Here is a 15040-nt window from a genome sequence, read left to right as displayed (position 1 = left end):
CTCCGTTTGGTTGCAATGTTAATGAAATAATCATAGCAACCGCGCGCGCCAATTTGCGTCGGCGCACGTCCATAGTGCACGTGGGAATTTTCCTACCTGCTGAGCTAACGCCGCCGTACCTCGCGTTCCTCGTCGGGGCCGTTGACCATGGCTTGCACGATGCCGGCGCGGTTGAATTCCACCGACATCATGGAATTCCATACATCCTGCTCCTTGTAGCGGTATAGCCAGACGTCGCCGTCGACGCTGGCGTAGTGCGTCACCTGGGTTGGACGGCCCAGGATGCGCAGGATGGTGTCCTTGTTGTCCTTGCCCGGTTTGATGGTGGCGAATTTGGCGCTGGTCAGCACCTGTTCGTAGGAAACCAGGCGGCCGTCGGAGCCGAGGCGCGCCATCCAGGTGTACTGGCCCCACGGTCCCCAGGCGTATTCCAGCAAGGTGTCGGCACCGTCGGCGTAGGTATTGGTGGGGCGGCCAAGGCGGGCGCGCACGGCGTCGGCGCTGTCGCCGGGCTGGGGCGGCGGTGCGAATAAATGGGCGCAGCCCGCCAATGCAGCGGAAAAAATGGTTAAAACAATCAGTTTTTTCATGAAGCTCCCCTGAAAAGCGCGGAAAACAGATACACGCGCAGGTTTTTCCGCTATACTTCCGGGTCTGGTCTTTTCAGACCGGGTTTTATTGTAAATCACGGTGGGCAGGGTTACGACTCCGCGCACCGCATGTTAAAGGTAAATATCATGACCGTAGAAAACATCAACAAAGCAGCGATCATCGCTGACAACGCACGTGGCCAAAAAGATACCGGCTCGCCAGAAGTTCAAGTTGCTCTGCTGACCGCACGCATCAACGAACTGAACGGCCACTTCAAAGCCCACAGCAAAGATCACCACTCGCGTCGTGGTCTGATTATGATGGTTAACCGTCGTAAGAGCCTGCTGTCCTACCTGAAGAACAAGGATGCAACCCGTTACCGCGATCTGATCGCCAAACTGGGTCTGCGTAAGTAATTTTTGCGCCGTCCGGCTTAAAACGAAATGCCTGCGCCAGTTTGCTGTCGCGGGCATTTTGTCTTTATGCGCATTAAAAAAATGCTAAGTGGTATGTAGTAAAGGTGGCTTCCGGGCTGCCTGTGGTGAGGTGAACGACAGCCCCTGAAAATCTGTCGGCAAATAGAAAGGGATTACCCATGTTTAATAAAGTTACGAAAACCTTCCAGTACGGTCAACACACTGTCACCCTGGAAACTGGCGAAATCGCTCGCCAGGCCTCCGGCGCAGTGATGGTGTCGATTGAAGACACCGTCATTCTGGCCACCGTGGTAGCGCGCAAAGACGCCAAGCCAGGCCAGGACTTCTTCCCACTGACCGTGGACTATCTGGAGAAAACCTATGCTGCGGGTAAAATCCCTGGCGGTTTCTTCAAACGTGAAGGTCGCCCTTCGGAAAAAGAAACGCTGACTTCCCGCCTGATCGACCGTCCTATCCGTCCTCTGTTCCCAGAGGGCTACCTGAATGAAGTGCAAGTCGTCATTCACGTGCTGTCGGTCAACCCGGAAATCGATCCAGACATCGCTTCGATGATCGGTGCTTCGGCCGCGCTGTGCGTGTCGGGCGTACCGTTCAATGGTCCGATCGGCGCCGCCCGCGTGGGTTACGCCAACGGCCAGTACATCCTGAATCCTACCGTTGAGCAACTGAAAACCTCGCAGATGGATCTGGTGGTTGCCGGTACCGAAACCGCCGTGCTGATGGTGGAATCGGAAGCGCAGCAGCTGTCGGAAGAAATCATGCTGGGCGCCGTGGTCTTCGGCCACACCGAAATGAAAGCCGTCATCGACGCCATCCACGACCTGGTACGCGACGGCGGCAAGCCTGAACAAGTCTGGACCGCACCGGCCAAGGACGAAGCACTGATCGGCCGCGTGGCCCATTTCGCCGAAGCGAAAATCCGCGATGCCTACCAGACCCGCGACAAGCAAGCCCGTACCGACAAGCTGCGCGCGATGTCGGCTGAAGTCATCGCCGACCTGGGCGCCGAAGCTGCCGCCGCTGGCGCCGCTGCCCCGGACAGCGTTGACGTTGGCAACATCCTGTTCGAAATGGAATCGAAAGTCGTCCGTTCGCAGATCCTCGAAGGCGAGCCACGTATCGACGGCCGCGACACCCGCACCGTGCGTCCAATCTCGATCCGTACCTCGGTGCTGCCACGTACCCACGGCTCGGCACTGTTCACCCGCGGCGAAACCCAGGCACTGGTCGTTGCAACCCTGGGCACCGCCCGTGATTCGCAGAAGATCGACGCGCTGATGGGCGAGTTCACCGACCCGTTCATGCTGCACTACAACATGCCACCGTTCGCCACCGGCGAAACCGGCCGCGTTGGTACGCCTAAGCGCCGCGAAATCGGCCACGGCCGTCTGGCCAAGCGCGCGCTGATCGCTGCACTGCCTTCGCAGGAAGAGTTCAGCTACTCGGTGCGTCTGGTATCGGAAATCACCGAATCGAACGGTTCGTCGTCGATGGCTTCGGTCTGCGGCGGCTGCCTGGCGCTGATGGATGCCGGCGTGCCAATGAAAGAGCATGTGGCGGGTATCGCCATGGGCCTGATCAAGGAAGGCGGCAAGTTCGCCGTGCTGTCCGACATTCTGGGTGACGAAGACCACCTGGGCGACATGGACTTCAAAGTAGCCGGTACCCGCAACGGTATCACCGCGCTGCAGATGGACATCAAGATTCAGGGCATCACCAAGGAAATCATGCAAGTGGCGCTGGCGCAAGCCAAAGAAGGCCGCGAGCACATCCTGGGCGAAATGCAAAAGGCCGTGCCAACCGTGAAGACCGAACTGTCGGACTTCGCACCACGCCTGATCACCATCAAGATCAACCCGGAGAAGATCCGTGACGTGATCGGCAAGGGCGGCGCCGTGATCCGCGCGCTGACCGAAGAGACCGGCACCCAGATCGACATCAGCGACGAAGGCGTGGTCACCATCGCTTCGGTGGACGCTGCTGCCGGTCAGGAAGCCAAGCGCCGCATCGAAGAGCTGACCGCATCGGTTGAAGTAGGCAAGTCCTACGACGGCGTTGTGCTGAAACTGCTGGACTTCGGCGCCATCGTTCAGGTCATGCCAGGCAAAGACGGCCTGCTGCACATCTCGCAGATCGCCAACGAGCGTGTGAACGCCGTGGCCGACTATCTGAAAGAAGGCCAGCAAGTACGCGTCAAGGTTCTGGAAACCGACGACCGCGGCCGCCTGAAACTGTCGATGAAAGCTGCTGCTGAAGAAGCTGCCGCTGCTGCTGCCAACGCACAGTAATCGCTGAGTAGTCCGTTAGAAGCCGCCGGCGCGCAAGCCCGGCGGTTTTTTTTGGTTCATCGCGGAAGTCCGGGATGACCTGCAGTCAACGCAAGAGAGCAGTAAGGAAGAGTTATTGCGTTTGTGCGACCAAACATCGCATTCGGCAGAGTATCCGACCAATGGTGCCTTTTATGGAGGAGTGGACGCTACATGGTGGTGAATGAAATCAGCAGCGAATTTTCTGGTCCCTAGCAGTTGCTGTACAGCAGCATTGCCGAAATCTAGTCGTGACAATATGTGAGTTTTCTAAAAGAGCAAGATGCTATCTTGTCTCATTGGTCGAGATCGGCCAGAAGCTGCCTGTTGAGTTTCGTTTTTTTTAGCACGAATTCAAAACTTGTGGTTCTGAAGAAAAAATGCCGAGCTGATAAAGCCATTATGGAAAGCTTACCGAACTTCAGTCCAAGATTGAACCTGATGACAAAGGGGGCGACCCAACGCTTTTGTCGCGGTCTTAAAAAGCCACAGTCACTGAATGAGGTCCAATAATGGCCAGGAGCAGACGTTCGAAGTGAAACTATCTGTGAGTTTTCTTGTCAACTCTCGCTGCTATAGTTAAGCGTTAAATTCATAGGGCCTTACGAACTTGACGACGAGGTCGATTACTTGTCTTGACGTCTAACGGTCAAAAGCCTCAGTTGTAGGTCGCAAATGATTTTCTAAACTAGCAGCGAAGATGATACTACCCTTATTACTTGGTACCGGAGTCGGAATAGGAACAGCACTCGCAGTTGCCCTGCACAATTCGAATTTGGGATTTGCGCTCGGCATCGGAATAGGCATTGCGACAGCATTTACGTTCGCTGTCGTCATAAGAAAAAAGCCTAGAGTCTAACCGGCTTCGGCCACAATCGGAAGGTCGGCACAATTTATTTGCAATGGACAAAATGAAGATTACATTCAATGTAGTTCTGTTGGCTCTTGTAACAATGTTAGTCTCATGCGGTCATCGACAAGAAATTTCGCGGCTTAGTATCGAAGTTCGTCCAAATAGTTTCATAGTCGATGGCCGTGAATTCCACACATCGGCAGAGTTGACGGCTGCTTTGGCCAAGTACCCGCCACTACAAAACATATATCTAAAAAATCAGCCGGGCGTTACGCGGGCACGAATCGATGAGACTCTCGCTGCAATGCACGATGCAAAAATTGAAGGTTCAATTGGATTGGTTGGAAACGAGATTTTTAATTAAATAAATTTTTTTCGTAACTGCATTTTGAGCGTCAATAACCGGCCAGCAGCAGACAGTCACTAGACAGATTTAAATGACAGCTTATTTTCCTGAGTATCCTCAATTATTTCGCCTTGGACTTGGCTTATGAAGCCGTCTTGCCCGAAATGTCACGCTCGCGTTTCAATGGAAACGCAAGGCGGATTGTTTTTAATTAAATGCTATTCTTGTGGCTGGTCTGAAGAGGGCACGTGTAGTCAGCCACTATTTTCTTCAATACACACGAAATTTCTCGTTGCTAAGGCAGCACCTCCAGTGTCTGCAAATGCGCTGAAGGTTATTCGTGCGGAGCATCTTCCTGCAAGGGTTATGTCCCTGGGAGCTTTACGCAACGAGCTGATATCGGACGGCGGTCTAATGGTCAGCAACATTCCGCTACATCGTGAGCAGGAGCTCACAGCCAAGTTGTCGGCAGTGGGTGTGAGACTGGAAATTCTAAAGCATGAAGAAGACTAGGCGCATTCATTTTTATTTCAACTTCCGCTAAGGGGCGGGTCTTGCCGGTCAAGACAGGCAGGAGCCAAAAGCCTATGTTTAACAGGGGGGCGAAGGATAGAGATGACGATGGAAAATGAAGAACTTCGGGAATATCAAATAATTTGGTGGACTGACGATTCTGCGCGCCCTCGTGAACGTCTCACAGTCCTCGCCTTGAGCCTCGACGATGCGAACAAGCAGATCACGGATAAGTACGGATCGAATGTCAAAAGTAGTATTTGGAATGAAGAGGACGCTGCAAAGCCGCGTTGATTCAAGATCTTACCTTGGCCGCTGCTGGCTGCGATCGGCCAAAAACCGACGCTTTTTTAGGATAACTGATGAGAAAAATATTTTCACTTATTGTCCAATGTATTGGACTGTTCATTCTCACGCACCACATGGCTTTTGCAGAAGACATCTCAACTAGCAAGAAAATGGTTGAGAAAATCGTCGATCAGTTTCAAACTGCGATAAAAAATAAAGATGTCGACGGCTTCATGCAGCTTTTTGTTCATGAGGGCATTACATGGACTGCGGTGTACACGGATTCAAGCGTTGAGCGGTATAACGTTGAGCAAAGGGCTGCGCAGGAGCCTTTAGCAAAAAGAGTTCAAACGGGTGGAACTCCCCGGAAATTCATTGAGGGCATAGTAAAGGCTAAGACCCAGCAGTCTGAGTTGTTTTCTAATGTCCGTATTGATACTGACGGTGACATCGCACAAGTATGGTTTGACTACATCTTCATCGTTGGGGAATATAAAAGTGCTTGGGGAAAGGAAAGCTGGCAGCTCGCTCGAACCGAGAACGGATGGAAGATTGCATCAGTCGTTTGGTCAGCCGAGGAGAATACTTCGCAGCATTGACTATCTGACTTACTGTATGAATTTAGCGGGATTCGGCCAATAGCTGCCTGCGGCGAGGGCATAAATTTTTGGAGCTTTCATGGGGCCGCATAGGGTCAACATCATTAATTTTTTAAACCTTATCGCATCACGCAGCGAGCAGCTTGAGTACCAAGAATCAGCGCCAGTGAACGTAGCGAATGAATTGGTTAATCAATGGTTCGACGACTTCTACCATCCTGCGGATGCACAGCTTGCGAGCCAGTTTTCTGCCGATGAGCTGGTACTGCTGAAACAGTTCGATGCCTATTACAATGAGCGGCTAGCGCTGTTGCCTGATTCCTTGGATGGGCTTCTTAAGACCCACGCCTGGGACGAAGTAATGGCTTATGCTGGCGGTGTGCTTGATGCTTGCAAATGGCGCGGCATTGAGGCGCGTTATGAATCACCGGAAGGCTAGTTTCGGCCACAACCGGACATACAAAATTTGTGAGGTTAGCCGACGCTCAAGCATCGAGCCGGAAGTGTCCCGTTTTTTCATACTGGGAAGTAGGATATATTGATTTCCTCTTTTTGAAAGGATAATCAATGGCTACTTTTCTTCGCGCAGTGCTAACCCTACTGTTTTGGAGTGCAGGGATATTCGGGGTGTTCAACTTTCCCCAAGTGGTATCAGAAGTTCGAGAGATTGGGTTGCCGAATGAAACACTGACTGCATCTGCAGCGATACTCTTGCAATTAGGTGGCTCTCTTCTTGTCATTAGCAACTTTGCAAAGCTCGGCTGGCTGGGCGCGCTTGCGTTAGCATTATTCACAGTACTAACCATCCCATTTGGCCACGCGTTCTGGAGCTTTGCTGAACCACGAAGGACAGCTGAATTGCACATTGCGATGGAGCATCTTACTGTGGTCGGAGGGCTATTGCTATGCGCTTACTATCTGAGACAGCAATGAACGTCATGAAGCGTGGCCGGGGACGGCCGAGAAAACTCGCTGCCATAGACGCTCTGCTGAGCGCCGGCCAGGAATTGCTGCTGGCCTACGGGCTACGCGTAACTGTGGACATGATCGTTGCCAAAGCCCAAGTGGCGAAGACAACCTTTTATACCTATTTCAAGGATAAGGAGGCGTTCGTCGAAGCAGTCATGTTGCGAGAGTCCACTAGGACAATTACCGACGAGGAGTTCCTTTCTGCGCATGAGGGCGAACTGCGGGAGACCTTAGTCAGGTTTGGCATTCAATACCTTACGTTTGCTAACGAGCTACGGCTGGCCGCTTGGGATAGGTTGATCGCGTCAGCCAACGACTTCTATCCTGAACTGGCCTTGCGCTTTTATGACGCGGGGCCCGGTCGAGCGTATCGACTGCTGGCAGAAATCCTCCGAGAAGCGCACAACAAAGGGAATCTCAACATTCCCGATCCAGCCGCCGCTGCCGAGGAGCTGACGGGCCTATGGTATGGCTACACGATACTAAAGGTGAATTTAAAGGTGTTGCCACCAATGACCCCGGCCCAAATCAGATTGAGGGCCGAGAGGGGCGTGGATTTGCTGTACCACATATACAGCTGACTCCGATAATTACGGCGAATCGGAAATCTAAGGGAATCAGTGCGAATGTCCGAGAAGGGGCGGTAACGGACTGTCATGTAAAACACACTTTGTGATCTTCAAAAAGTGAAACCTGGTCTGTTGCGCTATGCTTGTTAGGGAACTGATTTTAGGCGTATCTACGATTCGATTAGTGGTGTTGATCGGTCCGCTAAAGAGCACTGAACAATCCGTGCGGAACGTTTTATTCCTGCTCCGTTATACTTGGCTGTTGCCAATTTCTTAAGCGGATGTGCGGATGCCTCCCTTTAATCTGTTCCAGCGCATTTCCAAAGCGCCCACCAATCCCAAGGCGCCACCGAAGCCGCGCCAGTTTGATGTCGCGGATCTTTACCAAGGTCCGCTCAACGTCACGCAGCAGGGCGACGCCGGCGCGCAGCCGCTGGACGAGAAGCTGCGGCAGGCTTACTTCTGGATCGTCAATAACGCGATCATCAGCTCGCACTACGACATCGAGTACAACCACGGTCCGGCGCAATCGTATTCGGTTGGCGACAGCAAGCGGCCGCTGAATCTGCCGTCGGCGCAGAGCTATTCCAGCTTTGTGCTGCTGCCGCTGCTGACCTTTGCCACGCGCCGCAAATGCCTGTTCGTTGGCGGCCCGGGACGCGGCAAAACGGCCAGCGCCATCTTGATGGGCGTGCTGTCCGGCGCAAGTGTCAAGCAGGTGAAGCGCGCGATGCAGCACGGCCACCCGCAGATGACCATTGCTGATTTACTCGGTAATCCTTTGCCCGCAGATCTGGTCAATGCGCAGAACATGGACGATATCCGTATCGCCTGGCGCACCTGGCTGGGCATGCGCGTCAAGATCATCGATGAATACAACCGCATCCCGCCACGCACGCAGAGTGCGCTGCTGACGCTGATGGGCGATAACTATGCGGAAGTCCTGAACCATATCTACGAATGCCCGGAGTCGGCGTGGTACCTGACGGCCAATGACGATCAGGGTGGCGGCACGTATGAGGTGATCGAAGCGCTGCGCGACCGCATTGATGTCATCGTGCAGGCGCTGGCTTTCAATCCGCGCTTCCTGGGCGAGCTGCTGGTGCGCATCGAGGAAAACCTCAAGCCGGAGGAGCTGGTCCCGGCAGAAATCATCTTCACGCCGGAAGAGGTGGACCGCATGGGTGAAGAAGTCCGTGCAGTCGTCGTGCCGGAACCGATACGCCGCCGACTGGAGTTCTTCACCAGCCAGTTCGAACTGCTGGAGACGGCTGGCGGGCAGTTTGAGTACATGACCAAGGATACGGCACGCCTGTCGGGCTTCGACTGGGGCCAGGTCATTGCTGCGGACAGCGGGCGGGATCGCTTGAAAGACCTGGGCTGCCAGACGCTGAATGGCATCTCGGTGCGTAATTTGATGACGCTGCTGATCTACGCGAAAGCGCTGGCTTACTTCCGTGGTAATGGCGAAATCGATCTGGATGACGTACGCCAGGTGCTGCCGTTCGTCCTGCACGACAAGCTGCAGCCGGATCTGGATGCGCCGTTCTTCGGGCTGCCGGAAAACGCCGCCTACCGGACCGACCGTATCAGCTGGCTGCGCCGCCTGTTCGATTTGTCGAACGCCGACTACGACCGTCTGGATCTGGACCAGCGCGATCCTGTGGGCGAGCTGGCAGCGCAGTTTGCAGAAGGCCTGGATGGCTTGAGCGAACGCGATGTGCTGGCGCGCCTGAACAAGATCGAGCGCCATGTGAATGAGCAGATCAAAGGCCGCAAGCTGTATGGCCATCTGTACGACGATCTGCTCAAGCTGAAGTACCTGCACCAGCGCTACACCAACTATCTGGTCTGGGTGCGCTCGCAAGCATGATCTCCGCTCAATTCGCTCAATTGCTGATGGCGGGCCGCACGGAATTCAACCGGCGCGTGGCCGAAGCGCGTCGCCGCCATCAGGGCTTTGATACTGACGCATTCAGCGCCTTCCTGTCGTCGGCGGCAGATGCTGTCGTCTGCGCGGTGTCAGAGCGTGCGCCTGATCGTGCTGGTGCGGCAGCCGTCGCTGTCTATGACCTGGCGCTGGAGCTGACGGCGCACGGACACACCGGCGCACTGGTGCGGCGCGTCTGGAGCGAACTGGCGCCTTGCTATGCGGGGCTGCTGGCGGAACGGCCGTCAGCAGTTCTGGGCATGCTGACTAACGCCGCGCTGCATCTGCAGAAGAGGCAGGGTGTACGCGTTGAGGAGTGGCTGGATTTGATGCAGCAACTGGCGCTGCAGGTCAGTGACCTGCAGCAGCTTGGCGCCGTGGGCCAGATCTGTGCCTGGCGTGCCGGCATGGCGCATTACCGCGCTGGTGCGATTGCCGCTGCTGACAATTTGCCGGCAACGCTGGCGCTGGCCGCTTTTGGTGCTAACGGCGGCACCGATTGGCCAGCCTTGCGCGAGGTCTTGTTGCGCGACCCGTGGTGGACGCCGAATGAGGCTGCGCGCCAGCGCCTTGCTGCGGGCATCGAGATCGGCAGCTTTGCCGGCTTTGGCGGCGAATTCAGTGAACCACCTGAAGTGCGCCCGGCCGATCTGGGATTCTGGGTGCGTAGTGGTGAGCGGTATTTTCTATTGATGGCCGATGCCTGCGGCGCGATACTGCATCCCGCCACCGAAGACGAATACGCCCATCCGCAGCCGCCAGCAACCGCATCGCACATCAGTATCTCTGGCCAGCGGTTGACGCTTAACGGCCGCCTGGTAGAGCTGGACCTGCCAGGAGCGCAAGTGAAGGTCGTGTGTAACGCCAGCGCTGCGGCCATCGTTTCCCCGTTCAGCCACGCCGTCCGCGTGCTGCCGCTGCGATGAATACGCCGCTGCTGGAGCAATGGCGCGCAGGCTGGGAGCCAGCATTGGCGACCTGGAGCCGCTTCACGCGTCTGCGCGATGCGCGTTTGTGCCAGACCTCGATGGAAGCTGCGCAAGAAGGCTTGAGTGGCAGCTTTGCGGTGATACGGCTAGTGGACCAGAGCGTGGTGGTGGACCTTGAAAGCGTCGAGCAGCTAGGCCTGCAAGATTACGCGGTCGAGATCCTGGCCCATGAAATTGGCCATCACGTTCTGGCGCCTGCCAGCGCCGCGGATCAATTCCGTTTGCTGGCCCGTCTGCGCCGCTCCTTGCCGACACTGGAGGCGCATGCGCCGCTGGTCGCCAATCTGTACACGGATCTTTACATCAACGACAGGCTGCAGCGCCAGGCGGGCTTGCGGATGGATGATATTTACCGCCGTCTGGAAGGACATCGTAAAAAGCCCGCCAGCAGCAAAATATGGCTGTTATACATGCGCATCTATGAGCAGCTGTGGAAGCTGCCGAAGGGCGATCTTGGTGGCGGCGCCGCGACGGAAGCGATGGATACCGATGCCTGGCTGGGCGCGCGCCTGATCCGCGTCTATGCGAAGGACTGGATGGACGGCACGACCCGCTTCGCTACGCTGCTGCTGCCATATCTGGTGGAAGGGCAGGAGACATCGGCCGAGTTTCAGCGCATGTTCGATACGCGTGACGCTGCGGAAGGCTGTGAGCCATCCGGAGGACAGCAGATCGAACCGGGGGAACTGGAGGAACCCATCCATCCTGTGCACGACCGGCGCATTTCAGGACTGGACGAAACACCGCCTGCGGAAAAGCCCGCAGACCAGCAGACCGGCCAGACACGCGAGCCTTATGAGTATGGCGAAATCCTCAAGGCCAGCGGTGTAAAACTGAGCGAAGAAGAAATCGCCATACGTTACTATCGAGAGCGCGCCTTGCCGCATCTGATCTCCTTTCCCTAGGTGCCGCAGCCTGAGTCGGCCGAACTGCATCCGGAAGGATGGGAGCCGTGGCAGATTGGCGAGCCACTGGAGCAGATCGACTGGCTGCAAAGCGTGATCCAGAGCCCGCGTGTGATTTCGGGCCTGACCACCGTGCAGCGCAGCTACGGCCCCGGTGCTGGCCGTCCAACCAAGCCGGTGCCGGTAGACCTGGACATGTATGTGGACAGTTCCGGTTCCATGCCCGACCCGCGCCAGCGCATTTCGTACCTTGCGCTGGCGGGCGCCATCATCGCCTTGTCTGCCTTGCGTGCTGGTTCCAGTGTCCAGGTTACGCTGTGGAGCGGCAAGGGCCACACGCTGGCAACCAAGGGCTTTGTGCGCAACGAGCATGAGGTGCTGGCCGTGCTGACTGGTTTCTTTGGCGGTGGCACCAGCTTTCCCATACATCTGTTGCGTGAGACGTTTAAAACCAGGCGCGCACACAATACGCACATCCTGATGATTTCGGATGACGGCATCACCACCATGTTTGACCAGGACGAACAAGGCAACGATGGCTGGGACATCTCCGCCAGGGCGCTGGACAACGGTGGTGCTGGCGGCACCATGGCGCTGAATATGCCGGCCGACTGGGATAACACCAAGGCTTCGAAATGGTACCAGGATGCGTATAAGGCCTTAAAGCGCGCACGCGACCAGCAGGGCTGGAACATTAACGCGATCGCCCGGTTTGAAGACTTGGTAGAATTCGCACAAGCCTTCAGCCGGCGCCACTATGGACCGCTCAAGACGCCAAAGAAAAAGCACGCATGATGGAAAAATCCGGTCCTACCCTTGAAACGCTGGTGCACCGCCTGGCCGAAACGCCTACCGAGTTCCTCGACGAACCGCGCGTCGGCACGTCCGGAAAAGTGCATGTGGCGGCGCTGGTCAACGACGTGCTGGCGCTGCATGGACAACGCGCGCCCTTGTCTGCGCTGGAGTACTTTGTGAGCAGTGATGCGCGGCGCGACCGTAATCGTCTGGCATTGGTAATGATCGCTTGCTGGCTGCTTGCGGAAGAGTGGTTCGCCAGTGTCACGCCGCCGCAGAATATGGTCCTGAATCTGTTGGGAGCAACAGTCGCCGAGATGGCGCAAGCCAACGCTGCCCACAAGTTTGTCCACGATCCTGACCGCCGGGAGGAACTGGTGCGCGTGGTGCTGGCGCGGCTGGATTACCGCCCTGCCGGGGAATCGGTCGCCGAAGCGACGGACAGGCTGTCTGGCATCAGTGGCGTTGAGCGCAAGCGCTTGCTGGAAGCCAGCCGCGCAGCGGAACAGCGCGCCGCCGATATTCGCGCTGCACTGGCACGCAAGGCAGCCGAAGAATCGGCAGACAAGTGGTCGCGCGAATGAATGGCACCAATGCCGTTGAAGACCGCGAGCGCTTTCCTACACTGACTGCTGCTGGCCGCGCGATGCTGGCCTTCATGCGTGAACATCCTGCTGCACCGGTGTACCGCAATCACAGTGGCAACAAGCTGCTGGCACATGAGGTGGAAGAGGTCCGCCAGTTCGAGAGGGATATCGCTACCGCCGCCGTAGGCTGGCCAGCCGATGCCAAGCCTGCGTGGCTGAATGAGTTTATCAGGACGGCTTTTGCCAGTGTGCCGTACTACCGCCAACTGGGTTCGCCATTCCGCGAGCTGGAGGAAATACCGGTGGTCAGCCGTGCGGATTTTGCCACCGACATCGCGGCCTTTGTGCCGGATAGTGCCGACGTCGCGCGCATGATCAATTTCCGCACCACTGGCACCACGGGCCATCCGCTGCTGATCGCATCGCATCCTGTGGTGGCGGCACGCTACCTGGCGTTTCACAAGCGCGCACTGCGCCGTTTTGGCGTCGAGCTGACGCACGGACAAGGGCAGGTAGGCGTGGTGCTGCTCGGCTATCAGCAGCGCTGCTTTACCTATGTGTCGGTGACGCCGGCCATGGGGGAATCGGGGCTGGCCAAGATTAACCTGTATCCCGATGAGTGGCGTGTGCCGGAGGACCGGGCCGTGTATCTGGATGCGCTGGCGCCGGAAGTGCTGGCCGGTGATCCCATCTCGTTCGCTGAACTGTTAAAGCTGCCGCTGACGATGCGGCCACGCGCCTTGCTGTCGGTATCCATGCTGTTGCTGCCTGCCTTGCGCGCCCAGCTGGAGCAGCGCTTTTCCTGCCCGGTACTGGACATCTATTCGCTCAACGAGGTTGGCCCGGTTGCGGTGTACGATGCGCGCGTGGGTGGTCACGTACTGCTGCAGCCACAGCTCTATGTCGAGATACTGGACCCGGCGGGACAGCCGGTGGCAGCAGGGCAGCGCGGTGAAATTACGCTGACGGGTGGATTCAATTTCTGCCTGCCGCTGCTGCGCTACCGCACTGGCGATTTCGCCTCAATGGCGGTGAGCGGCGACGGCGAGCCTGTGCTGGTCGGACTGTCCGGGCGTTCACCGGTACGTTATTGCGCGCTTGGCGGCTGGATCAACAATATCGACGTGACGCACGCTTTACAGCATTTGGCGATACCGCATTTCAGAGTGCACCAGCATGCGGATGGCAGCGTGGTCTTGCGCCTGACGCAGGCAATGACGCCACTGGGCGAACAGGCGCGCGCCGCACTCGAGCATCTGTTTGGCCCCGGCGCCGTGACACTGGAACAGTTGACTGCGGAAGACAAGACTGTGCAATACACGTCGGACATGGAAGGCGCGCGTGCATGAAGCAATTCCGCACCGGTTTAGTGGTGGGTAAATTCAGTCCCCTGCATCTTGGGCACGAGCTGTTGATACGCCGTGCCATGACAGCGTGCGAGGAAACCGTCATCATCAGCTACTCGGAATCTGAGCTGCCAGGTTGCGACTCGCGCAGGCGCGAGCAATGGCTGCGGGCGCGCTTTCCAGAGGCGATCCTGCTGGTGCTGCACAACGACCAACACGCACTGCCGCATAACGACGCCGATGAACTGATCCATCGACGTTTGATGGGATGGGCGTGCACACATTTCCTGAACCGTAGTGTCGATGCCGTGTTCACGAGCGAAGACTATGGCGACGGCTTTGCCGCTGAACTGACACGCTACTTTGGCGGGCATCCCGTGCAGCATGTGCAGGTGGACCAGGCGCGCAAGGCGGTGCCGATCTCCGGCACGCGCATACGCAACGATCCGCACGCGCACCGGTCTTTCCTGTCGGCCGAGGTGTACGCAAGTTTTGTGCAGACCGTGTGCTTCCTGGGCGGCGAATCAAGCGGCAAGTCCACGGTGGCGGAGGCGATTGCCGCGCGCATGGAAACGGCCTGGGTGGCCGAATACGGGCGTGAACTGTGGATAGAAAAAGACGGCCATCTGGAATACGAAGATATGCGTCAGATCGCCGTGGTGCAGCAGCAGCGCGAAGATGCATTGCGCCTGAAGGCTTTCCGCTATTTGTTCTGCGATACTTCCGCGCTGACCACCTTGTTCTATTCGCGCGAGATGTTCGGCAAGGCTGACGCTGAACTCGAACAGCGCGCTGAGCGCCGCTATGACCATGTCTTCCTGTGCGCGCCGGACATCGACTTTATCCAGGACGGCACGCGCCGCGAAGCCAGTTTCCGACTGCAGCAGCACGCGTGGTATCTTGCCGAACTCCAGCGCCGCCGTATCCCCTATATCCTGCTCTCCGGCTCGGTAGAGCAGCGCATCGCAACCCTGTTGTCCCATCTGGGCTGAACTTATTTAACGCCCGGCTGTCCAA

Annotated in this window: 15 protein-coding genes; 14 read left to right on the top strand and 1 reads right to left on the bottom strand. The window is 56.9% G+C overall.

What is annotated here, in order from left to right; translation table 11 throughout:
• Positions 1-104: 104 nt before the first annotated feature.
• Positions 105-590: an outer membrane protein assembly factor BamE domain-containing protein gene (gene bamE / locus BUA36_RS01195; protein ID WP_072780683.1), complete on the bottom strand. Its 486-nt coding sequence runs from the start codon at positions 588-590 to the stop codon at positions 105-107.
• Positions 591-737: 147 nt separating this feature from the next.
• Here bamE and rpsO point away from each other — a divergent pair, with 147 nt between their 5' ends.
• The 14 genes from rpsO to BUA36_RS01130 all read left to right on the top strand — a co-directional run bounded on the left by rpsO (position 738) and on the right by BUA36_RS01130 (position 15015).
• The gene (gene rpsO, locus BUA36_RS01190; protein WP_026637007.1) at positions 738-1007 is read left to right on the top strand and encodes a 30S ribosomal protein S15; all 270 of its coding nucleotides are present in this window, start codon (positions 738-740) and stop codon (positions 1005-1007) included.
• Between the two features lie 179 nt (positions 1008-1186).
• Positions 1187-3316: a polyribonucleotide nucleotidyltransferase gene (gene pnp / locus BUA36_RS01185; protein ID WP_072780681.1), complete on the top strand. Its 2130-nt coding sequence runs from the start codon at positions 1187-1189 to the stop codon at positions 3314-3316.
• A gap of 929 nt (positions 3317-4245) precedes the next feature.
• On the top strand, positions 4246-4551 hold the full coding sequence (locus BUA36_RS30105; RefSeq protein ID WP_139260323.1) for a hypothetical protein: 306 nt from the start codon (positions 4246-4248) through the stop codon (positions 4549-4551).
• 857 nt (positions 4552-5408) lie between these two features.
• A complete protein-coding gene (locus BUA36_RS01175) occupies positions 5409-5933 on the top strand; it encodes a nuclear transport factor 2 family protein (RefSeq protein WP_072780678.1) in 525 nt (174 codons plus the stop codon).
• 79 nt (positions 5934-6012) lie between these two features.
• Positions 6013-6372 (top strand): hypothetical protein, encoded by a 360-nt coding sequence (locus BUA36_RS01170; protein WP_072780676.1) that lies wholly within the window; start codon positions 6013-6015, stop codon positions 6370-6372.
• Between the two features lie 128 nt (positions 6373-6500).
• Positions 6501-6866: a DoxX family protein gene (locus BUA36_RS01165; RefSeq protein WP_072780675.1), complete on the top strand. Its 366-nt coding sequence runs from the start codon at positions 6501-6503 to the stop codon at positions 6864-6866.
• Positions 6863-7483, top strand: a complete 621-nt coding sequence (locus BUA36_RS01160; protein ID WP_072780673.1) for a TetR/AcrR family transcriptional regulator — start codon at positions 6863-6865, stop codon at positions 7481-7483. Before BUA36_RS01165 ends, BUA36_RS01160 begins: the two co-directional genes overlap by 4 nt.
• 277 nt (positions 7484-7760) lie before the next feature.
• Positions 7761-9344, top strand: a complete 1584-nt coding sequence (locus BUA36_RS01155; protein WP_072780671.1) for an AAA family ATPase — start codon at positions 7761-7763, stop codon at positions 9342-9344.
• Complete coding sequence (locus BUA36_RS01150) at positions 9341-10327, top strand: hypothetical protein (protein WP_072780669.1); 987 nt, start codon at positions 9341-9343, stop codon at positions 10325-10327. Before BUA36_RS01155 ends, BUA36_RS01150 begins: the two co-directional genes overlap by 4 nt.
• Positions 10324-11295 carry a hypothetical protein gene (locus tag BUA36_RS31070; RefSeq protein ID WP_229255584.1) on the top strand — a complete coding sequence of 324 codons (972 nt, stop codon included), beginning with the start codon at positions 10324-10326 and terminating at the stop codon, positions 11293-11295. Before BUA36_RS01150 ends, BUA36_RS31070 begins: the two co-directional genes overlap by 4 nt.
• On the top strand, positions 11296-12090 hold the full coding sequence (locus tag BUA36_RS31065; RefSeq protein WP_229255583.1) for a vWA domain-containing protein: 795 nt from the start codon (positions 11296-11298) through the stop codon (positions 12088-12090).
• A complete protein-coding gene (locus tag BUA36_RS01140) occupies positions 12087-12674 on the top strand; it encodes a hypothetical protein (RefSeq protein ID WP_072780668.1) in 588 nt (195 codons plus the stop codon). The genes BUA36_RS31065 and BUA36_RS01140 overlap by 4 nt, the downstream gene beginning before the upstream one ends.
• On the top strand, positions 12671-14026 hold the full coding sequence (locus BUA36_RS01135; protein WP_072780666.1) for a phenylacetate--CoA ligase family protein: 1356 nt from the start codon (positions 12671-12673) through the stop codon (positions 14024-14026). Before BUA36_RS01140 ends, BUA36_RS01135 begins: the two co-directional genes overlap by 4 nt.
• The gene (locus BUA36_RS01130) at positions 14023-15015 is read left to right on the top strand and encodes an AAA family ATPase (RefSeq protein WP_072780664.1); all 993 of its coding nucleotides are present in this window, start codon (positions 14023-14025) and stop codon (positions 15013-15015) included. Before BUA36_RS01135 ends, BUA36_RS01130 begins: the two co-directional genes overlap by 4 nt.
• The last annotated feature ends 25 nt before the right edge of the window (positions 15016-15040 follow it).

Origin of the sequence: Duganella sacchari (assembly GCF_900143065.1) — a bacterium.
GTDB lineage: Bacteria > Pseudomonadota > Gammaproteobacteria > Burkholderiales > Burkholderiaceae_D > Rugamonas > Rugamonas sacchari.
The sequence above is the reverse complement of the archived record's forward strand: the minus strand, read 5'-3'. Positions and strand labels throughout refer to the sequence as shown.